The sequence below is a fragment of the Gordonia sp. VNK21 genome (assembly GCF_046098115.1).
Classification (GTDB): Bacteria; Actinomycetota; Actinomycetes; order Mycobacteriales; family Mycobacteriaceae; genus Gordonia.
In genome coordinates, this window is sequence record NZ_JBJURU010000025.1 from 8,578 (window position 1) to 28,735 (window position 20,158).

General features: G+C 70.6%; 17 protein-coding genes and 1 pseudogene. 3 read left to right on the plus strand and 15 right to left on the minus strand.

The window, feature by feature from the left end; translation table 11 throughout:
- On the plus strand, positions 1-198 hold a 198-nt coding region (locus tag ACJMNC_RS17770; protein WP_408949286.1), incomplete at its 5' end, for a hypothetical protein.
- A gap of 506 nt (positions 199-704) precedes the next feature.
- Here ACJMNC_RS17770 and ACJMNC_RS17775 read toward each other — a convergent pair.
- From ACJMNC_RS17775 to pheS, 9 genes and pseudogenes are all read right to left on the minus strand, one after another.
- Positions 705-1,301: pseudogene (locus ACJMNC_RS17775) on the minus strand (lyase family protein); the annotation flags it as partial.
- Positions 1,302-1,342: 41 nt separating this feature from the next.
- Positions 1,343-1,858 carry an arginine repressor gene (locus ACJMNC_RS17780; protein ID WP_408949287.1) on the minus strand — a complete coding sequence of 172 codons (516 nt, stop codon included), beginning with the start codon at positions 1,856-1,858 and terminating at the stop codon, positions 1,343-1,345.
- The gene (gene argF, locus ACJMNC_RS17785; protein WP_408949288.1) at positions 1,855-2,796 is read right to left on the minus strand and encodes an ornithine carbamoyltransferase; all 942 of its coding nucleotides are present in this window, start codon (positions 2,794-2,796) and stop codon (positions 1,855-1,857) included. Before argF ends, ACJMNC_RS17780 begins: the two co-directional genes overlap by 4 nt.
- Positions 2,796-3,992, minus strand: a complete 1,197-nt coding sequence (locus tag ACJMNC_RS17790) for an acetylornithine transaminase (protein WP_408949289.1) — start codon at positions 3,990-3,992, stop codon at positions 2,796-2,798. Before ACJMNC_RS17790 ends, argF begins: the two co-directional genes overlap by 1 nt.
- Complete coding sequence (argB, locus tag ACJMNC_RS17795; RefSeq protein ID WP_408949290.1) at positions 3,992-4,936, minus strand: acetylglutamate kinase; 945 nt, start codon at positions 4,934-4,936, stop codon at positions 3,992-3,994. The genes ACJMNC_RS17790 and argB overlap by 1 nt, the downstream gene beginning before the upstream one ends.
- A gap of 13 nt (positions 4,937-4,949) precedes the next feature.
- Entirely contained in the window at positions 4,950-6,137 is a 1,188-nt protein-coding gene (gene argJ / locus ACJMNC_RS17800; RefSeq protein ID WP_408949301.1) for a bifunctional glutamate N-acetyltransferase/amino-acid acetyltransferase ArgJ, read from the minus strand.
- A 41-nt stretch (positions 6,138-6,178) separates the two neighbouring features.
- Positions 6,179-7,213, minus strand: a complete 1,035-nt coding sequence (gene argC, locus ACJMNC_RS17805; RefSeq protein ID WP_408949291.1) for an N-acetyl-gamma-glutamyl-phosphate reductase — start codon at positions 7,211-7,213, stop codon at positions 6,179-6,181.
- Positions 7,214-7,287: 74 nt separating this feature from the next.
- The gene (gene pheT / locus ACJMNC_RS17810) at positions 7,288-9,762 is read right to left on the minus strand and encodes a phenylalanine--tRNA ligase subunit beta (RefSeq protein WP_408949292.1); all 2,475 of its coding nucleotides are present in this window, start codon (positions 9,760-9,762) and stop codon (positions 7,288-7,290) included.
- A gap of 49 nt (positions 9,763-9,811) precedes the next feature.
- Positions 9,812-10,885, minus strand: coding sequence for a phenylalanine--tRNA ligase subunit alpha (gene pheS / locus ACJMNC_RS17815; RefSeq protein ID WP_408949293.1), 1,074 nt, complete (start codon positions 10,883-10,885; stop codon positions 9,812-9,814).
- Between the two features lie 198 nt (positions 10,886-11,083).
- Here pheS and ACJMNC_RS17820 point away from each other — a divergent pair, with 198 nt between their 5' ends.
- Positions 11,084-13,447 carry a protein kinase domain-containing protein gene (locus tag ACJMNC_RS17820; protein ID WP_408949294.1) on the plus strand — a complete coding sequence of 788 codons (2,364 nt, stop codon included), beginning with the start codon at positions 11,084-11,086 and terminating at the stop codon, positions 13,445-13,447.
- 34 nt (positions 13,448-13,481) lie between these two features.
- On the opposite strand, the gene ACJMNC_RS17825 is transcribed toward ACJMNC_RS17820, so the two are convergent.
- The 4 genes from ACJMNC_RS17825 to infC form a co-directional block, all read right to left on the minus strand.
- On the minus strand, positions 13,482-14,282 hold the full coding sequence (locus tag ACJMNC_RS17825) for a TrmH family RNA methyltransferase (RefSeq protein WP_408949295.1): 801 nt from the start codon (positions 14,280-14,282) through the stop codon (positions 13,482-13,484).
- Positions 14,283-14,314: 32 nt separating this feature from the next.
- Positions 14,315-14,695 (minus strand): 50S ribosomal protein L20, encoded by a 381-nt coding sequence (gene rplT / locus ACJMNC_RS17830; RefSeq protein ID WP_408949296.1) that lies wholly within the window; start codon positions 14,693-14,695, stop codon positions 14,315-14,317.
- A gap of 38 nt (positions 14,696-14,733) precedes the next feature.
- Positions 14,734-14,928: a 50S ribosomal protein L35 gene (gene rpmI / locus ACJMNC_RS17835; protein WP_408949297.1), complete on the minus strand. Its 195-nt coding sequence runs from the start codon at positions 14,926-14,928 to the stop codon at positions 14,734-14,736.
- A gap of 108 nt (positions 14,929-15,036) precedes the next feature.
- Positions 15,037-15,606 (minus strand): translation initiation factor IF-3, encoded by a 570-nt coding sequence (gene infC, locus ACJMNC_RS17840; RefSeq protein WP_408949302.1) that lies wholly within the window; start codon positions 15,604-15,606, stop codon positions 15,037-15,039.
- Positions 15,607-15,841: 235 nt separating this feature from the next.
- Here infC and ACJMNC_RS17845 point away from each other — a divergent pair, with 235 nt between their 5' ends.
- The gene (locus tag ACJMNC_RS17845) at positions 15,842-16,219 is read left to right on the plus strand and encodes a hypothetical protein (protein WP_408949298.1); all 378 of its coding nucleotides are present in this window, start codon (positions 15,842-15,844) and stop codon (positions 16,217-16,219) included.
- Here the strand turns inward: ACJMNC_RS17845 and ACJMNC_RS17850 are convergent.
- Both ACJMNC_RS17850 and uvrA read right to left on the minus strand, forming a co-directional pair.
- Positions 16,209-16,997 (minus strand): N5-glutamine methyltransferase family protein, encoded by a 789-nt coding sequence (locus tag ACJMNC_RS17850; RefSeq protein ID WP_408949299.1) that lies wholly within the window; start codon positions 16,995-16,997, stop codon positions 16,209-16,211. The two genes, ACJMNC_RS17845 and ACJMNC_RS17850, sit on opposite strands and share 11 nt — an antisense overlap.
- Entirely contained in the window at positions 16,994-19,852 is a 2,859-nt protein-coding gene (gene uvrA / locus ACJMNC_RS17855) for an excinuclease ABC subunit UvrA (protein ID WP_408949300.1), read from the minus strand. Before uvrA ends, ACJMNC_RS17850 begins: the two co-directional genes overlap by 4 nt.
- Positions 19,853-20,158: the final 306 nt, after the last annotated feature.

A 20,158-nucleotide genomic window follows, 5' to 3' on the forward strand; every position in this document is an offset into this window, starting at 1 on the left:
GCCTACACCGACGCGCTACGCGACGCGGCCCACCGGCCCCCTGACGAGCTGGACCGCGTCCGAGACCAGCTAGTCCGGCGGCGCGTGGGCCCCCACCACTACGGGCCGTTCTGCGTGGACGTCCGGCGGGTCGGGCACGACGAGCCCGTGTGGGACGAGCGGGTGCGGGTCGGCGACGACGCGCTACACCGGGCCTAGCAGCTGCGGCTGGCCGCCTAGCGTCAGAGGGGCATGCCAAGGCCACGCGACCGGCCAAGCAGCGACCCCGAGCTAGGCCGGCGCTAGCGGCGGCTGGACCCGAAGCTGGTCCGGCGGCTGTTGAGCTAGCTACGGTGGAGCAGGGCGCTGAAGCGGCGGCTCCGCCGGAAGCACGACCGGTACTAGCCGCACCTGGACAGGGCCGACCCCCTCCTGCACTAGGAGACCAGCTGCGGCCTTAAGCCGATGCACTGGGACCGGCTGCGGACCAGGTGGCCGTCGAGCTAGTACGGCGTCTTCTTCTTGGGCCTGCAGCGGCTTGAGCGCGCGCCGTTCAGGCCGGCCGACTAGCCGTTAGAGTGGCCGGACTACCGGTGGGAGTTCCGCGTCGGCGAGCGGATGTTGGCCCTGGACGTCCTCCTGTTCCTTGGCCAGAAGCTAAGCCACCGGGTCGAGCTTGACGACGACGGCCGGCACCACCCTGACCAGTCGTGGGAGTGGAAGGTGTCGCGCAGCAGCGGCTGGGCGTGGGCGAGCAGGGTGTGCCCGAGCAGCACGGGCTGGGCGGCCTGCAGGTGCGTCTTGCCGGGCATCACCACCCCCGGGTGCGCGGCGGCCTGATCGACCAGAGCCTGCGCCAGGTCGAGCAGTCCCCCGGCCACCCGGCGCAGCGCATCGCGCAGCCACATCCGGAAGAGGGTGGCGACCTGGTCGTTGCGCGACCGTCCGGCCCGCAGCCGGCCACCGAGTTCGGCGCCGGCCCGTTCGATGAGTCCGCGTTCGAGGGCGCCGTGCACGTCCTCGTCGCTCTCGGCGGCCACGAAGGTGCCGTCGGCCACGTCCCGGGCGAGCACCTCGAGCGCGGCCTGCATGCCGGTCAGCTCCTCGTCGGTGAGCAGTCCGGCCCGGTGAAGCACCCGGGCGTGCGCCTGCGAGGCGGCGATGTCGTACGGGGCCAGCGCCCAGTCGAAGTGGGTGGACTTGCTCAGCGCCGCCATCGCCGCGGCCGGGCCGCCGGCGAACCGGCCGCCCCACAGCGCCCCGGTGTTGGTGGCGCCGCCCGATCCGGCGTTCTCGGCGGGCTGATCAGCACTCTCGGCCATACGTCTGTTCTCCTGAGGTGGTCGTGGTCGGCGGTCTGGGCTCAGACCAGTTTTTCGATGAGTTCGGCCAGTCCCGCCCCGGTGAGCGGCTCGCGGGCCAGCACGAAGATGGTGTCGTCACCGGCGATGGTGCCGACCACTTCAGGCAGGCTGGAGCGGTCCAGGGCGCTGGCCAGATAGCCGGCGGCGCCGGGCGGGGTGCGCAGCACCGCCACCTGCCCCGAGCTGTCCGTGGCCACCAGCAGCTCGCCCAGCATGCGGGAGAGCCGGTCGGTGCCGCCGTGCACGCCGCGCACCGGGCTGCCGTCCTCGGGGACCACGTACACTCCGGCGCCGCCGTCGGCGGCCCGCAGCTTGACCGCGCCGAGCTCGTCGAGGTCGCGCGAGAGGGTCGCCTGGGTGGCCTCGATGCCGTGGTCGGCCAGCAACTGCTGGAGTTCGCTCTGGCTGCGCACCTTCCGGTCGGACAGGATCTCGACGATGCGCGCATGCCGTCCGGCCCGGGTCGCGGCCAGTCGGCCCTGCTCCGGGTTCGGCGACCTGCGCGCGGTGGTCATCGTCGCTCCAGCAGCCAGGTCAGCAGCGCCTTCTGGGCGTGCAGCCGGTTCTCGGCCTCGTCGAAGACGACGCTGGCCGGGCCGTCGATCACCGCGTCGGTGATCTCCTCGCCGCGGTGTGCCGGCAGGCAGTGCAGGACGATCGCGTCGTCGGCGGCATGGGCCAGCAGTTCGTCGTTGATCTGGTACGGCCGGAACGGTCCCACCCGGTCGAGGCCGTCACCCTCCTGGCCCATCGACACCCAGGTGTCGGTGACCAGCACATCGGCGCCGGTCGCCGCCGCCACCGGGTCGCCGACGACGGTGATGCCGCCCCCGGTCTGCCCGGCCCGCGCGACGACGTCCTCGAGCACGGCCGGATCGGGATCGAAGCCGTCCGGCCCGGAGAGCCGGACGTGCATACCCGCGGTGACCCCGCCGAGGGCGAGCGAGTGCGCCATGTTGTTGGCCGTGTCGCCCAGGTAGGTCATGGTCAGACCGGCGGTGCGGCCTTTGCGCTCGATGATCGTCTGCAGATCGGCGAGCACCTGGCAGGGGTGGAAGCTGTCGGAGAGGGCGTTGACCACCGGCACCGTCGAGAACTCGGCGAGCGCCTCGAGCCGGTCCTGCCCGAAGGTGCGCCAGACGATGGCGTCGACGAACCGGGACAGCACCCGCGCGGTGTCGGCGAACGACTCGTCGCGGCCCATCTGGGTGCTCTTGCCGTCGACGATCACCGCGTGCCCGCCGAGCTGGGCGATGCCCACCTCGAACGAGAACCGGGTGCGCGTGGAGTTCTTGTCGAAGATCACGCCCACGGCACGCGGCCCCTCCAGCGACCGCCGGCTCAGCGGGGATGTCTTCAGCTCCGCGGCCAGAGCCAGAACCTGCGCCTGCTCGTCGGGACTGAGGTCGTCGTCGCGCAGGAAGTGCCGGACGCTGGTCTCGGTGGGGGTCATCAGGACTTCTCCGATTCGGTGCCGGCGGCGGTGGCCGCGTCGAGGATCTCCGGCAGGGCGGCGACGAACCGGCCGGCCTGCTCCTGGGTGAGGATCAGCGGCGGCGCGAGCCGCAGCACGTCCGGTGCGGGTGCGTTGATCAGGAAGCCGCGCTCGCGGGCGGCGGCCTCCGCGGCGCCGGAGATGGGCGTCTCGAGCACCACCCCGAGCAGCAGTCCGGCGCCGCGCACCCCCTGGATCTGCGGATGTCCCAGATCCTCGATGCCGGTGGCCAGTGCCTTGCCGACGGACTCGACGTGGTCGAGCAGGGCGTGCTCGTCGATGTAGTCGAGCACGGCGACGGCCGCCGCCGTGCAGACGGGGTTGCCGCCGAAGGTGGTGCCGTGCTGGCCCGGCTCGAACAGGTCGGCGGCCGGGCCGGTCGCGATCACCGCGCCGATCGGCAGTCCGCCGCCGAGCCCCTTGGCGAGGGTGATCACGTCGGGCACGATGCCGGCGCGCTGGTGGGCGAACATCAGGCCGGTGCGCCCGATGCCGGTCTGCACCTCGTCGAGGATGAGCAGCGCACCGTGCTCGTCGGTGATGCGCCGGGCCGCGGCCAGATAGTCGGCGCCCGGGACCACCACGCCCCGCTCCCCCTGGATGGGTTCGAGGATCACGGCGGCGGTCTGCTCGCTCACGGCCGCCTCGAGCGCCGCCACGTCGCCGTAGGGCACGAAGTCCACCCCGGCCGGCATCGGCTCGAACGGCGCGCGCTTGCCGGGCTGCCCGGTCATCGCCAGCGCTCCCATGGTGCGGCCGTGGAAGCCGCCGTCGGCCGCGATGATCTGCGGTCGTCCGGTGCGCCGGGCGATCTTGAAGGCGGCCTCGTTGGCCTCGGTCCCGGAGTTGCAGAAGAACACCTTGCCGGGGTGGCCGAAGGCCGCGAGGAGCTTCTCCGCGGCCTGCACCACGGGCTCGGAGACGTACAGGTTGGAGACGTGGCCGAGGGTGCCCAGCTGGGCGGTGACGGCCTCGATGATCGCCGGGTTCGCGTGGCCGAGGGAGTTGACCGCGATCCCGCCGAGCAGATCCAGGTACTCCCGGCCGTCGGCGTCGAACACCACGGCGCCCTCGCCGCGGACCAGCGCGACCGGTGGTGTGCCGTAGTTGTTCATCAGCGCAGCGGACCACCGCTGCTGCATCGGTGCGGTCATCAGATTCCCGTTTCCGTGGGGCCTGCCGGTGCATCGGCGGGCAGATTGCGTTGGGCCACCACCGTGGTACCGGCGGTGGAGGCGGTGAGCAGCGACGCGAGCACCGCGTGCGGGCGCCGGCCGTCGATCACGTGGGCCGCGGCCACCCCGGACTGCACTGCGCGCAGGCAGGCCTCCATCTTGGGCACCATGCCCGAGTCGAGCGTCGGCAGCAGTGCGGTGAGTTCGTCCTCGCCGATCACCGAGGCCAGCGAGGAGCGGTCCGGCCAGTCGGTGTAGAGCCCTTCCACATCGGTGAGCATCACCAGGTGTTCGGCGCCCAGCGCCCCGGCGACGGCACCGGCCGCGGTGTCGGCGTTGATGTTGTGCACCACCCCGTCGGCGTCCGGCGCGAGCGTGGAGATCACCGGGATGCGGCCGGCGGCGATCAGGTCGTCGACGGCGGAGGTGTTCACGGCGGTGATGTCGCCGACGAGCCCGATGTCGGTGGGCCGGCCGTCGACGACGACGGTGCGCCGTGCGGCGGTGAGCAGATGGGCGTCCTCGCCGGTCATGCCCACCGCGTACGGGCCGTGCGCATTGATCAGGCCGACCAGTTCCCGGCCCACCTGCCCGAACAGCACCATCCGGGCGACGTCCATCACCTCGGGGGTGGTGACCCGGAATCCGCCGCGGAACTCGCCTTCGAGTCCGAGCCGGGCCAGCATGGCCGAGATCTGCGGACCGCCGCCGTGCACCACCACCGGGTGGATGCCGCAGGCGCGCAGGAGCACCATGTCGGCGGCGAAGGCCTTCTTGAGGTCGTCGTCGACCATGGCGTTGCCGCCGTATTTGATCACGACGCGCCGGCCGCTGAGGGCCTGCAGCTGCGGAAGTGATTCGGCGAGGACGGCGGCCTTGTCCAGTGGACTGGCCGCGGCTGCCGGGGTGTTCGGTTCGGTCATCGTGGTTCGCGATCTAGGTGGAGTACGCCGAGTTCTCTTCGACGTAGGCGTGAGACAGGTCGGTGGTGCGGACGGTGGCCGTCGCCGGGCCCAGGCCCAGATCGGCGACCACCTCGATTCGGTCGCCGGACAGATCCACCTCGCGCGCGCCGGGCACGCCTGTGCCGTTCTCGCAGACGGCGGATCCGTTGAAGGACACCGCGATCCGGTCCGGGTCGATGGTCACGGGTGCGATGCCGATCGCGGCGAGCACCCTGCCCCAGTTGGGGTCGGAGCCGAACAGCGCCGTCTTGACCAGCGAGTCGCGGGCGATGGTGCGGGCGACGGCGAGCGCGTCCTCCTCGGTGCGGGCGCCGGTGACGGTGATCGCCGCCCGCTTGGTCACGCCCTCGGCGTCGCTCTGCAACTGGGCGGCGAGATCGTCGCAGACCGCGAAGACGGCAGCGTCGAGGGCTTCCTGGCTGACCTCGATCTGGCTGGCCCCGGACGACAGCAACAGCACGGTGTCGTTGGTGGACGTGGAGCCGTCGATGTCGAGCCGGTCGAAGGTCAGTGCGGTCGCCCGCTTCAGCGCGGTGTTCAGCGCGTCCGCGCTGACCTTGGCGTCGGTGGTGAGCACGACGAGCATGGTGGCCAGCGAGGGCGCCATCATGCCGGCGCCCTTGGCCATGCCGCCGACGTTCCATCCGCCCGGATGGTGCAGTGCGACCTGCTTGGGCACGGTGTCGGTGGTCATGATGGCGTAGGCCGCATCGGTGCCGCCCTCGATACCGCCGCCCATCTCGTGGACGATCTCGGTGACCCCGGCCAGCACCTTGTCCATCGGCAGCCGGTCGCCGATCAGCCCGGTCGAGCACACGCCGACCTCGATCGCGCCGGTCTCCGTGCCCCAGTTCGAGAGCGTCTGCGCCACGGCCTCGGCGGTGGCGTGGGTGTCCTGGAAGCCGCCCGGTCCGGTGCAGGCGTTGGCGCCGCCGGAGTTGAGGATCACCGCACGCAGCCGGGCATTCTTGATGATCTCCTGGGTCCACAGCACGGGTGCGGCCTTGACCTGGTTCTTGGTGAACACGGCGGCTGCACCCAGGTCGGGGCCCTCGTTGAAGACCAGCGCCAAGTCGGATCTGCCGGACGGCTTGAGACCGGCGGTGATCCCGGCCGCTCTGAAGCCCAGCGGCGCGGTGACGCCCTGCCGGCGCACCATCCGGGAGCCCACGAGTTGCTCGATGTGATCGTCCGCAATGCTCACGGGGCCACTCCCACGCTGGTCAGTCCTTCGGTCTCGGCCCAGCCCAGGGCCAGGTTCATCGATTGCACGGCGCCGCCGCCGGTGCCCTTGGTGAGGTTGTCCACCGCGCCGACGGCCACCAGGGTGCCGGCCCGTTCGTCGACGGCCAGTCCGATCTGGACGGCGTTGGAGCCGATCACCGAGCCGGTCTCGGGATACTGTCCGGCCGGCAGCACGTGCACGAAGGGCTCGTCGCCGTAGGCCTGCTCGTAGACCGCCCGGATCTCCTGTTCGGAGGCGGCTGTGCGGGCGGTGCAGGTGGCCAGGATCCCGCGCGACATGGGCGCCAGGACGGGTGTGAAGGAGACCTCGACCGGCGCCTGCGCCGCCGCGGACAGGGCCTGGATGATCTCCGGGGTGTGCCGGTGAGTGCCGACGCCGTAGGCCCGCGCCGAGCCGATCACCTCGGAGGCGAGCAGGTTCACCTTCGGTGCACGGCCGGCCCCGGAGGATCCGGAGAGGGCGACGATGCCCACCCGCGGTTCCACCAGGCCGGCGGCGATCGCCGGCGCGGTGGTCAGGATCGAGACGGTGGGATAGCAGCCGGGCACCGCGATCCGGGTGGCGCCGGAGAGGATCTCCCGGTTGCCACCGAGCTCGGGCAGCCCGTACGGCCAGGTCCCGGCGTGGGTGCCGCCGTAGTAGCGGGTCCATTCACCGGCGTCCTGCAGCCGGAAGTCGGCGCCGCAGTCGATGATCAGGGTGGTCGGCGGCAGCGCCTCGGCGATGGCCGCGGACTGTCCGTGCGGAAGCCCCAGGAAGACCACATCGTGTCCGGCGAGCATCTCGGGGGTGGTGTCGACCAGGACCCGGTCGGCGAGCGGCACGAGGTTGCGGTGGATCTCTCCGAGCCTGGTGCCGGCGTTGCCGCCGGCGGTGAGGGATCCGATCTCCACCTCGCCCGTCGCCAGGCGCGGGTGGCCCAGCAGCAGGCGAAGGATCTCGCCTCCCGCGTAGCCACTGGCACCGGCGACCGCTATCCGAACTGTCATGAAATCATTATGCACTATTGTGCAAGTTCATTCATTGAGGTGCCGGGTGTCCGGCGCGGGCGGAGCGTCGGCGCTCAGCGCAGCCGCGCGCCGACGGCAACCGCCGCATGCTCCACGGCGGCCAGTTTGGCGGCGGTGCCCTCGTCCTCGGTGAGGGTGCGATCGGCGGCCCGGAAGGTCAGCGCAAAGGTCAGCGACTTGTTGCCGGCGCCCACCTGTTCGCCGGTGAAGACGTCGAAGAGCTCGATGGCCTCGAGCAGTTCCCCGGCGCCCTCGCGCAGTGCGTCGAGCACTCGCTGGGCCGGCACTTCGTCGGCCACCACCACGTTGACGTCCTGCAGGACCGCCGGGAACGGCGAGACCCGCGGGGACGGCAGCACCTCGCGCAGCGGCAGCGCGTCCAGGTTCAGCTCCACCGCGCACAGCCGCGCCGGCAGCCCAGTGCGATCGAGCACTGCCGGATGCAGTTCGCCGGCGTGGCCGACGACGGCGCCGTCCACCTCCAGACGCGCGCACCGTCCCGGATGCCAGGGCAGGTGCTGATCGGCGACCAGTGTCAGGTCCACGCCGGCGGCCGCGGCGATGGTCCGCGCGGCCTCGAAGGCGTCGGCGGCCTCGGCGGGCCGTCCCTTCCCCCACGGCCCGGCCGGCTCGCGCAGGCCGGTGAGCACCACGCCCACGTGCACCGGCTGGTCGGGCAGCGAGGCGTCGAGGGCGGCCTGTTCCTCCGGGCTCAGCCGCCGGGTCACGTCCAGCGCGGGAACGGCGGGCCCCTGGGTGCCGCCGAGCACCACCTGGCCGATCGCGTACAGGGACAGGTCGCGGTTGCCGCGGGCGATGTTGCGGGCCGCCATCTCGAGCAGTCCCGGCAGCAGGGTGGTGTTCAGCTCGGGCCGGTCGGCTTCGAGCGGGTTGAGCACCTTCACCGTCTGCCGGCGGGGATCGTCGTCGGGCAGCCCCCAGCTGTCGAAGACGTCGGCCGGCATGAACGGATACGGCAGCACCTCGATGAAGCCGTCGGTGGCCAGGGCGATGCCCACCGCCCGGCGGCGCCGCTGGCGCGGGCTCAGTCCGGTGCCGCCCGGCGCCGCGGGCAGCACTGCCGGAATGTCCTCCAGGCCTTCGAGGCGGAGGACCTCTTCGACGAGGTCGGCGGGCTGGCGCAGATCGGGACGCCAGGACGGCGGGGTCACCTGCAGCGGGTCGGCCCCGTCGACGGTGCAACCGACCTCCCGGAGCCTGGCGGCGGTGGTGCCGGCCGGGTAGCTCACGCCGGCGATGGTGTCCGGCAGCGCCGGATCGATGGGGACGACCGGCACCGGTGCGGCCGGCGCGACGGCACTCGCCAGCGGGCCGGCGACACTGCCGCCGGCGATCGCGGTGATCAGCGCCGCGGCCCGGTGCGAGGCGATCGGCGCGATCTGCGGATCCACCTGCCGCTCATAGCGTTTGGCGGCCTCGGACGAGAGCTTGTGGCGTTTGCCGGTGCGGAAGACGCGGACCGCATCGAAATTGGCCGATTCGAGGAGCACCCGGGTGGTCGTGCCGGTCACCTCGGTGGCCGCGCCGCCCATCACCCCGGCCAGGGCGATGGGACCGGAGTCGTCGGCGATCACGACGTCCTCGGGGTCGAGGGTGCGGGTGAGGCCGTCGAGGGTCTCGAGTGTCTCCCCCGGCTGCGCCGGCCGGACGGTGATCGCACCGGTGATCGTGTCGGCGTCGAAGGCGTGCAGCGGCTGGCCGAGTTCGATCATCACGTAGTTGGTGACGTCGACGATCGCCGAGATCGGGCGGATACCGGCCGCGAGGAGCCGTTTGACGATCCACCAGGGGGTCGCCGCGGTGGGGTCGAGCCCCTCGATCAGCCGGGCGGTGTAGCTGCGGGCCAGGCTCTGCGCGTCCAGGCTCACCGGCCACGGCTCCCCCGGTCCGGCGGCCGGCTCGCTCACCTGATCGGCCGGATCGACGAAGGGCACCGCGAAGGCGCTGGCCAGTTCGCGGCCCAGTCCGCGCATCGAGAAGGCATAGCCGCGGTCCGGGGTCACGTTGACCTCGATGACGGCGTCGGTCAGGCCCAGAACTTCACGCGCATCCGCGCCGGGCTCCGCGGTGCCCGGAGCGAGCACCAGGATCCCGGAGTGGTCGTTGCCCACTCCCAGTTCGGTGACCGAGCAGATCATGCCGTCCGAGGTCTTGCCGTAGGTCTTGCGGGCGGCGATCGCGAAGTCGCCGGGCAGCACCGCACCGGGCAGCGCGACGACCACCAGGTCGCCCTCGGTGAAGTTGCGGGCGCCGCAGACGATGTCGCGCGGGGCGTCCTCGCCCACCTCCACCTGGCAGAAGCGGATGGGCTTCTTGAACTCGGTGAGCTCCTCGATGGCGGCGACACGGCCGATCACCAGCGGTCCGGTGATCTCCGGGTAGACGTCGATCTCTTCGATCTCGAAACCGACGCGCACGAAGCCGGCGTCGATCTCCTCGGTCGACGCGGACCAGCCGGGGGTGCCGGCCTGCAGGACTTCGGTCAGCCAGGACTGAGTCAGACGCACGGGGAGCTTCCTTCGCTTGCGATGGTGTGCGGGAGCGGGCGGGGCGCGGCTAGAGCGCCGGCCCGAAGGGCTGGGTGAATCGGATGTCGCCTTCGACCATGTCGCGCATGTCCGGCAGGTCGTTGCGGAACTGCAGGGTGCGTTCGAGACCCATGCCGAAGGCGAAGCCGGTGTAGACGTCGGGGTCGATCCCGCTGGCGCGCAGCACATTCGGGTTGACCATGCCGCAGCCGCCCCACTCGACCCAGCCGGCCCCGCCCTTCTTTCCGGGGAACCAGACGTCCACTTCGGCGGACGGTTCGGTGAACGGGAAGTAGCTGGCCCGCATGCGGGTGGTGGTCTCCGGACCGAAGAGCGCCTTGGCGAAGGTCTCCAGGGTTCCCCGCAGATTGGCCAGCGTCAGTCCCTTGTCCACGGCCAGCCCCTCGATCTGGTGGAAGACCGGGGTGTGGGTGGCGTCGAGTTCGTCGGTGCGGAAGGTCCGTCCCGGGCAGGCGACGTAGATCGGCACCTCGCGGTCGAGCATGGCGCGCACCTGCACCGGCGAGGTGTGAGTGCGCAGCACCTGCCGAGAGCCCTCGCCGGCGTCGACACCCGGCGCCGGGGCGATGTAGAAGGTGTCCTGCATGGAACGGGCCGGATGGTCCGGCAGGAAGTTCAGCGCATCGAAATTATGGTGCTCGGTCTCCACCTCGGGGCCTTCGGCGATCTCCCAGCCCATGCCGACGAAGACATCGGCCACCTGGTCCGCGATCACCGTGATCGGGTGCCGGGCGCCGGCGCGGCGGCGCGCCGAGGGCAGCGTCACGTCGATCGTCTCGGCCACCAGCACCGCCGCATCGCGTTCGGCGGTGAGCACGGCCGTCCGCTCGTCGAGGGCGGACTGCACCGCGTTGCGCTTCTCATTGACGAGCTTGCCGGCCTCGGCCCGCTCCTGCTTGGGCAGCGAGCCCAGCGCGCGGCGGGCCAGCGCGATGGCCGAGCGGTCGCCGAAGTGCGCCGACTTGGCGTGCGCCAGCGCCTCCAGGTCGGCCGCCTCCGCGAAGGCCGCCGTCGCCGCGGTCACGGCGTCGTCGAGCTCCGTGGCGGAGGGGAACTGATTTCCGTTTGCGTCTGCAGACACCGACTCCGGGCTCCTCGTCTCTGGCTTCGAATGCGCCTCTTCAGGGTAGTCGCCCGCCGACGACTACCGATGATCGGCCTGACCCGCGAGGTCATTCGGCGGACCTACTCGCGCCCCGGGCCGCGGTCATCAGCGATACTGTGGCCCACGAACCTGAAGAGAACGTAAGTGACACGAACAACGAACAGGGAGTCCGCCGTGCGTCTGCAACCGGGAACCGACTTCGCCGGGTATCGCATCGAGTCCTTGCTCGGCGCCGGCGGGATGGGCGAGGTCTACGTCGTCCGCAATCCGCAGCTCGACCGCCAGGAGGCGATGAAGGTGCTCGCCGTGTCCGGGGCGGGCACCGAGAGCTTCCAGCAGCGTTTCGTGTCCGAGGCCCGCACGGCGGCCGCCCTCGAGCACCCGAACATCGTCACCATCCTGCAGTACGGCGTGGCCGACGACCTGCCCTGGTTCACGATGCCCTATGTCAGGGGTTCGGACCTCTACCAGGCGGGTCTCACCCCCGCCGAGCTCGCCCAGGTCACCGGTCAGGTGGCCGATGCGCTGGACTACGCGCATTCGCGCGGGGTGGTCCACCGTGACGTCAAACCGGCGAACATCCTGGTCACCCGGGGGTCCGGGAACGCGCCGCGGGCCACTCTGCTCGACTTCGGCGTGGCCAAGCTGGTCGGCTCGGTGAATCTGACCGCCACCGACACCGTGGTCGGCACCATGACCTATACCGCCCCCGAGGTGGTGTCCGGCCAGCCGGCGACCGCCCTGGCCGACCAGTACGCGCTCGCCTCGACGGTCTTCGAACTGCTGGCCGGGCGTCCACCGTTCACCGGCGACACCCTCACCGCAGTGCTCTCGGCGCGGCTGGCCGGGCCGGCCCCGGCGCTGAGCACCTTCCGGCCCGACCTGGCGGCCCTCGATCCGGCGTTCGCCCGGGCGCTGGCCATCGACCCGAATCACCGCTTCGCCGACTGCCGGACCTTCGCGTCCGCGCTGACCGGGATCGTCTCGGGCTCGCAGGCGCCGCTCGCCCCGCCGGCCGCTCCCCCGGCGACTCCGGGCGGACCGCCGACCGGGCCGGGCACCTGGCAGCCGGCACCGAGCGGACCGCAATACACCTCAGGGCCCCAATACGCTTCAGGCCCCCAATTCACCTCAGGCCCCCAGTACGCCTCGGGTCCCGCGCAGACCGCGCCGTACACCGGTGGGCAGTATCCCGGTATCGGCGCGATGCCGGCCGGCAACGGCTACGGTCCGCCGCCCGGCGGCACTCCGGGCATGTACGGCGCCTACGGCCCGCAGCAGCAGCCGCCGAAGCAGAGCAAGAAGAAGTGGCTCATCGGCGGCGCGGTGGCGGTGGCCGCGGCCGCCGTAGTCGGCGGCACCACCCCGCTCTGGCTCGGCGGCGACGACTCCGGGTCCACGCAGGCCGTTCCCGCCTACACCCAGCAGGCGCGCCTGACCAGCCACCTTTCATCGAGTTGCGCTGTGGTCTACGACGCCCTGTACTGCTGGGGCGACAACAGCGACGGACAGCTCGGCGACGGCGGTACCGACACCGCGAGGACGCCCGTCAAGGTCTCGCTCGACCAGGTCACCGCCGTGAGCATGGGCGGCTACTACATGTCCGGCGGCAGCGGAGGCGACGACGACGCCGACAACACGGTCTGCGCGGTGGCCGCCGGCCAGGGCCGCTGCTGGGGCACCGGCCTGTTCGGTGCGCTCGGTATCGGCTCCGATCACGGTGAGCACACCACCCCGACCACGGTGATGAACCTGACCGACGTCACCGGGGTCGCCACCGATCAGCTGAGCACCTGCGCGATCTCCGCCGGCGACCTGTACTGCTGCGGCTGGAACAACGAGGGCGAGGCCGGCAACGATGAGGAGCAGCGCGATCCCCCCACCAAGGTCAACGGCATCACCGGGGTCCAGCAGGTGGCCATGAAGTACCGCACCACCTGCGCGGTGACCGAGCAGGAGGAGCTGTACTGCTGGGGCAACAACTCCAGCGGGCAGCTCGGCAACGGCGGCACCACCTCCAGCAGCTCCCCGATCAAGGTGAATCTCGAGAAAGTGACCGCGGTGGCCGTCGGTGGCGGCCGCTACAACGAGTCCAGCCGGTTCAACTCGGTCTGCGCGGTCTCCGACGGCGACCTGTACTGCTGGGGCTCGGACTTCGGCGCCGACAACGGTGACCCGACCGAGCAGACCTCCCCGAAGAAGGTCGAAGGGCTGCCGGAGGTGGTCTCGGTGAGCACCGATGTGAACACCACCTGCGCGGTCACCGCCGACGCCGAGCTCTACTGCTGGGGCAACAACAAGTACGGCCAGGCCGGCCGCGGAACGTCCGACGAGTTCCTCGCGCAGCCGGCCAAGGTCGACGCGCTGCCGGGCAAGGTCCGGGCGGCGGTGACCAGCTGGAGCAACAGCTGCGCTCTGGTCGACGACAACGACGTCTACTGCTGGGGCAGCAACAACGCCGGTCAGGTGGGAGACCCGGACACTACGGACGAGTCGGTGGTGCGCCCGGTGAAGGTGAAAATCCCTGAGCCGGCCTGATCCCCCGTCGGCGCACCGCATCCGGCGGCCGGCCTCACCCGGTGAGGGCGGCCGCCGAGGCGTAGAGGCAGATGGCACTGGCGGCAGCGAGATTCAGGCTTTCGGCCCGGCCGCGGAGGGGAATGGACACCCGATGGTCGGCAGCGGCGAGCACCGCATCGGACAGGCCGTGCGCCTCGTTGCCGAAGAGCCAGGCGTGCGGAGCGCTCAGCTGCGGACCGGCGGCATCGAGCCGCAGTTCGCCGTCGGCGGCGGTGGCGAGCATCGGGATGCCGCGTTCGCGGAGGGCGGACAGCACCGCGTCGACGTCGGGGTCGCGCACCACCGGGAGATGGAAGATGCTGCCGGCGCTGGCCCGCACGCACTTGCCGTTGTGCGGGTCCACGCTGCGGCCGGCCAGGATCACCGCATCCGCGCCCATGGCGTCGGCGCAGCGGATGAGCGTTCCGGCGTTTCCCGGATCGTTCGCCTCGACCGCCACCACCAGGAAGCCCTGTGCCGGGCCGTCGCCGAGGGCGTCGCCCAGCCCCACGGTGAGCAGCTCGCAGACCGCGAAGATCCCCGGCGCGGTAGTGGTTTCGGAGAGTTTGGCCGCAGCGCGCCCGGTGAGGCGGTGGACGGCGATGCCGGACCGCCCGGCACGCTCGATCAGGCCGGCGTGACGCTCCTCGTCGTCGGCGCGGACCAGCAGCTGCTGGGCGCTGCCGGTTGTCAGCGCCGCGTCGACGGCGTTGAATCCCTCGGCGAGAAACCGGTTCTCGGCCCGGCGGACCGCGGCCCGGTGCAGTTTGGTCAACGAAACGACCCGCGAGGAACGTTCGGTGAGAACGTCCATCGCGGGCCGTGTCGGGTCGTCGGTCGCGGAAATCAGGCGACCGGGGCGTTGACGTCCGCCGGCAGCGCCTTGCGGGCCACCTCGACCAGGCCGGTGAACGCGGCCGGGTCGGTGACGGCCAGGTCGGCCAGCACCTTGCGGTCCACCTCGACACCGGCGGCCTTGAGGCCCTGGATGAAGCGGTTGTAGGTGATGTCGTTGGCGCGGGCAGCGGCGTTGATGCGCTGGATCCACAGCTTGCGGAACTCTCCCTTGCGGGCGCGACGGTCCCGGTAGGAGTAGGTCATCGAGTGGAGCTGCTGCTCCTTGGCCTTGCGGTAGAGGCGCGAACGCTGACCGCGGTAGCCCTTCGAAGCCTCGAGAGTCGTCCGGCGCTTCTTCTGGGCGTTGACAGCCCTTTTCACACGTGCCATGAGTCTTGGTCCTTAATACGTCAGGTCAGGAAGGGGGTTCAGCGGTTGAGCAGGCGCTTGATGCGCGGTGCGTCGTGCTCGCTGACCACGGTGGTGCCGTCCAGGCGGCGCTTCCGGTGAGACGACTTGTGCTCGAGGAGGTGGCGGCGGTTGGCCTTCTGGCGCACGATCTTTCCGCTGCCGGTCACCTTGAATCGCTTCGCGGTGCCCTTGTGCGTCTTGCTCTTCGGCATGGGTTTCCTTCATTCGGGCGAACTCCTATGCCCGTTCCATTCCTTCTGCGGAACGGGCTGGAGTCCACTGGTTGTGGCTGGTACTTGAGGCGTCGGTCCCGGTGGTTCTTACGAATCCTGGGACTGCTTGGCCTGCGCGCGGGTCTTGGCGCCCTTGTGCGGGGCCAGCACCATGGTCATGTTGCGGCCGTCCTGCTTGGCCGAGGTCTCGACGAAGCCGTAGTCGGCGACATCGTTGCCCAGACGCTGCAGCAGGCGGAACCCCAGTTCGGGGCGGGACTGCTCGCGGCCGCGGAACATGATGGTGACCTTCACCTTGGAACCCGCCTCGAGGAACCGGATGACGTGACCCTTCTTGGTCTCGTAATCGTGGTCGTCGATCTTCGGGCGGAGCTTCTGCTCCTTGATGACGGTCATCTGCTGGTTACGGCGGGACTCGCGCTTCTTCTGCGCCGCCTCGTACTTGAACTTGCCGTAGTCCATGATCTTGCACACCGGCGGGCGGGCGTCGGGCGCCACCTCAACCAGGTCCAAGTCGGCTTCGTAAGCCAGGCGAAGCGCATCTTCAACACGCACGATGCCCACCTGCTCACCACCGGGTCCGACAAGGCGGACCTCGGGTACGCGGATGCGCTCGTTGATGCGGGTCTCAGTGCTGATGTGGCCTCCTCGATCAATGTGTACCTGCTGCCGACCGTGGGCTGAGCGGTAACGAGAGGAGTCCGAGCGGAGACATCGTGCCAGCGACCCTCCGGATGCGCACGGCATCCGCGGGTATCGTCGTCCGGCGACGATGTGACCAGAACCGAACAACAACCGGCTGTGAAGCACAGGCGCCGTGCGGTGGGACTCGGAGAATCCTCTTGCTACCCCGGCAACGCCAGGGCGGTCATGCTGTGCCAGTCTAGCAGTCGTGAGCTCAAACTCCTATTCGACCGATCAGCCGTCCGATGAAGGGCCGGCCGACTCAGACAACGTCCGCGAACTGGCCGTCATTCCCGCCGTCGAGGTGACCACCCGGGCGGCGCTGATGCTGATGAGCGCGGCCGCGGAGAAGGTGGGCCCGGAGGCCGGCGGCGACGAGCAGTTCCGCGATCTGGCCGAGGCCCGGCAGCTGATCACCGCGCTCGCCGGCCTGCTCGATGCGTCCGGACCCGATCTGGGCCTGCACCGCAAGCCGATCGCCGACGGCCTCAAGGCTCTGCAGCTGGCGTTCCGCGAGGCCAGCGCCTTCCCCGATGAGCCGGGCCGCGGGCCGGGCGAGAAGTACACCGGCCCGGTCAAGGGCTGAGCTCCGCGCCGGCCACCAGCACGACGGTCTGGCCGTCGTCGCCCTCGACGACGCGCACCCGGTAACCCAGAGCGCTCGCGAGCCGGCCGGCGGCCGGTACCTGCCCCCGGTACAGCTCCAGGGCGAGCACCCCGTCCGGGGCCAGCCGTTCCCGCGCCGCGTTCAGGAGTTCGCCGGCCACCGCGAGCCCGTCGGGCCCGCCCGCCAGTGCGCGCAGCGGTTCGTGGTCGAGCGCCTCCGGCGGCAGCAGCGGCAGTTCCGGTTCCGGCACGTACGGCGGCACCGCGGCGATCACCCCGAAGCCGGAGACCTCTGCCGCCAGCCCCGACAGCAGGGTCCCGCAACCGATCTGCGCCTCCGGCGGCAGATTGCGCCGGGCGTAGCCGAGAGCGACCGGGTCGGCGTCGCAGGCGTGCAGGCTCACGCCGGCACGGTGGGCACGGACGGTGGCCGCGATCGGCGCCACCCCGCAGCAGGCTTCCGCGAACAGGGGCGGCCGGCCGTCGTCGAGCAGCCCGATCACGGTGTGCGCCAGCAGCAGCGAACGCCGGCGCGGGACGAAGGTCCCCGGCCCCACCGCCAGACGCAGCCCGCCGAACTCGACGAAGCCCACGATGTGCTCGAGCGGCTCCCCGGCCCGGCGCCGCCGCGCGGCCGCGGCCAGCGCGACCGCATCCGGTGCCCACTCCTGCAGGACGGCGGCCTCGTCTTCGGCGAAGACACAGCCCGCAGCGCGCAGTCCGGCCACCAGCTCCGGATCCCGCGCGGCCGGGGTCATTTCCCGAGCAGCTCCCGGAGGAAGCCGCCGGTGTGCGACTCCGCCACGGCGGCAACGTCTTCCGGGGTGCCCTCGGCCACCACGGTGCCGCCTCCGCTGCCGCCTTCGGGACCCATGTCGATGATCCAGTCGGCGGTCTTGATCACATCCAGGTTGTGTTCGATGACGATCACCGAATTGCCCTTCTCCACCAGTCCGTTGATCACCATCAGCAGTTTGTGGATGTCCTCGAAGTGCAGGCCGGTGGTCGGCTCGTCGAGGATGTAGACGGTGCGACCGGTGGACCGCTTCTGCAGTTCGGCGGCCAGCTTCACCCGCTGGGCCTCGCCGCCGGAGAGCGTCGGCGCCGGCTGCCCGAGCCGGACGTAGCCCAGCCCCACGTCGACCAGCGTCTTGAGGAAGCGGTGGATCGAGGTGACCGGCTCGAAGAACTCGGCGGCCTCCTCGATCGGCATGTCGAGCACCTCGGCGATGGTCTTGCCCTTGTAGTGCACTTCCAGGGTCTCGCGGTTGTACCGCGCACCGTGGCAGACCTCGCACGGCACGTAGACGTCGGGCAGGAAGTTCATCTCGATCTTGATGGTGCCTTCGCCCATGCACGCCTCGCATCGGCCGCCCTTGACGTTGAACGAGAACCGTCCCGGCTGGTAGCCGCGCACCTTGGCCTCGGTGGTGGCGGCGAACAGGGTGCGGATCTTGTCGAAGACGCCCGTATAGGTGGCCGGATTCGAGCGCGGGGTGCGGCCGATCGGCGACTGGTCCACCTGCACCAGCTTGTCGAGGTTGTCCAGACCCGTGATCCGGGTGTGGTGGCCGGGCACCTGCCGGGCCCCGTTGAGCTTGTTCGCCAGCACCGTCGCCAGAATGTCGTTGACCAACGTGGACTTACCCGAACCGGAGACTCCGGTGACTGCGGTGAGCACACCGAGCGGGAACGTGACGTCGATGCCCCGCAGATTGTTCTCCCGGGCGCCGACCACGGTGAGCCGGCGTTTGCGGTCCACCGGGCGGCGGATCTCCGGCACCTCGAGCACCTTGCGGCCGGCCAGGTACGCACCGGTCAGCGAGCGTTTGTTCTTGAGCAGGCTCCGGTAGTCGCCGCTGTGCACCACCTCCCCGCCGTGCTCACCGGCCAGCGGGCCGATGTCGACGATCCAGTCGGCGGCGGCGATGGTGTCCTCGTCGTGTTCGACGACGATGAGCGTGTTCCCCAGGTCGCGCAGCCGTACCAGGGTCTCGATCAGCCGGCGGTTGTCGCGCTGGTGCAGCCCGATGGACGGCTCGTCGAGCACGTAGAGCACCCCGGCCAGACCCGCACCGATCTGGGTGGCCAGTCGGATGCGCTGGGCCTCGCCGCCGGAGAGACTGCCGGCGGCGCGGGAGAGCGAGAGGTACTCCAGCCCGACGTCGAGCAGGAAGGTGATGCGGGCCCGGACCTCCTTGAGGACCCGGCCGGCGATCGCGGCCTCACGCTCCCCCAGTGCCAGGCCGTCGAGATAGTCGGCGCATTCGGCCACCGAGAGCGCGGTGACCTCGGCGATCGACTTGTCGCCGTGCTCCGGATTGTGCAGGGTGACGGCCAGGATCTCCGGACGCAGCCGGGTCCCCGCGCAGGACGGGCACGGCACGTCGCGCATGTAGCCCTCGTAGCGCTCCTTCATCTGCTCCGACTCGGTCGCGTCGGCCCGCCGGGACAGGAAGGCCATCACCCCCTCGAACTCGGTGTAGTACGAGCGGGTGCGGCCGTAGCGGTTGCGGAACTTGACGTGCACCTGATGGTCGGAGCCGTTGAGCAGCGCCTGACGGGCATTGCGCGGCAGCTTCTTCCACGGGGTGTCCAGGTCGAAGCCCATCTGATCGCCGAGCCCGGACATCAGCCGCAGGAAGTAGTCGGCGTTGTGGCCGTGCGACCACGGGGCGATGGCACCGTCGCGCAGGCTGGTGTCCGGGTCGGGCACCACCAGCGTCTCGTCGATCTCCTTGCGGACACCGAGCCCGTCGCAGTCGGGGCAGGCGCCGTAGGGCGAGTTGAAGGAGAAGCTGCGCGGCTCCAGATCGTCGATGGCGATCGGGTGGTTGTTGGGGCAGGCCATCCGCTCCGAGAAACGCCGGGTGCGCGCCGGATCGTCCTCGTCGACATCGACGAAGTCGAGCACCACGATGCCGTCGGCCAGGCGCAGCGCCGTCTCCACCGAGTCGGTCAGCCGCTGGCGGGCCGAGTCCTTGACCACCAGCCGGTCCACCACCACCTCGATGTCGTGCTTCTCCTGCTTCTTGAGCTTGGGCGGATCGGCGAGCTGGTGCACGGTGCCGTCGACCCGGGCACGGGCGAATCCCTGGGTCTGCAGTTCGGCGAACAGGTCGACGAACTCGCCTTTGCGGGTGCGCACCACCGGCGCGAGCACCTGGAAGCGGATGCCCTCACCCATCGCGAGCACCTGATCGACGATCTGCTGCGGGGTCTGCCGGGCGATCTTCTCGCCGCACACCGGGCAGTGCGGAGTGCCGGCCCGTGCGTAGAGCAGACGCAGATAGTCGTACACCTCGGTGATGGTGCCGACGGTGGACCGAGGGTTGCGGTTGGTGGACTTCTGATCGATCGACACCGCCGGCGAGAGGCCTTCGATGAAATCGACGTCGGGTTTGTCCATCTGTCCGAGGAACTGCCGGGCGTAGGCCGACAGCGACTCGACGTAGCGGCGCTGGCCCTCGGCGAAGATCGTGTCGAAGGCGAGCGAGGACTTGCCCGAGCCGGACAGGCCGGTGAAGACGATCAGCGAATCGCGTGGCAGATCCACATCGATCCCGCGCAGATTGTGCTCGCGTGCACCACGCACGATCAGGCGATCAACCACGGACATACCTCACTGCCAACTCGACTTCCGGCCCCGGGACGGACCCGTTTCCCCAAGTGACCAGACTACGCGGAGCCTCTGACATCGCCCGTCTCCGGAGGTCGCCGGGGGTGCGAGACACATTTGTAGGTGGCGGTCCGGTTAGGCGCTGATCGGTGTGGTTGGTGTCTGGTTGTGGTGGTGGGTCCAGATGGTGTCGAGGCGGTTGCTGGCGTGTTCGGCTCGGAGGGTGAGGATGCCGGTGGCGCCGGGGATGTTCCAGTGCATGCCGGAGAGTTTCAGGCGGGCTCCGGCGAGGGATTTGCA

Coding starts and splice junctions, on each gene's coding strand:
- ACJMNC_RS17780 (WP_408949287.1), bottom strand. CDS start 1,858: ATGACCACCGCGCGCAGGTCGCCGAACCCGGAGCAGGGCCGACTGGCC.
- argF (WP_408949288.1), bottom strand. CDS start 2,796: ATGACCCCCACCGAGACCAGCGTCCGGCACTTCCTGCGCGACGACGAC.
- ACJMNC_RS17790 (WP_408949289.1), bottom strand. CDS start 3,992: ATGACCGCACCGATGCAGCAGCGGTGGTCCGCTGCGCTGATGAACAAC.
- argB (WP_408949290.1), bottom strand. CDS start 4,936: ATGACCGAACCGAACACCCCGGCAGCCGCGGCCAGTCCACTGGACAAG.
- argJ (WP_408949301.1), bottom strand. CDS start 6,137: ATGGTGCGCCGGCAGGGCGTCACCGCGCCGCTGGGCTTCAGAGCGGCC.
- argC (WP_408949291.1), bottom strand. CDS start 7,213: ATGACAGTTCGGATAGCGGTCGCCGGTGCCAGTGGCTACGCGGGAGGC.
- ACJMNC_RS17825 (WP_408949295.1), bottom strand. CDS start 14,282: ATGGACGTTCTCACCGAACGTTCCTCGCGGGTCGTTTCGTTGACCAAA.
- rplT (WP_408949296.1), bottom strand. CDS start 14,695: ATGGCACGTGTGAAAAGGGCTGTCAACGCCCAGAAGAAGCGCCGGACG.
- rpmI (WP_408949297.1), bottom strand. CDS start 14,928: ATGCCGAAGAGCAAGACGCACAAGGGCACCGCGAAGCGATTCAAGGTG.
- ACJMNC_RS17850 (WP_408949299.1), bottom strand. CDS start 16,997: ATGACCCCGGCCGCGCGGGATCCGGAGCTGGTGGCCGGACTGCGCGCT.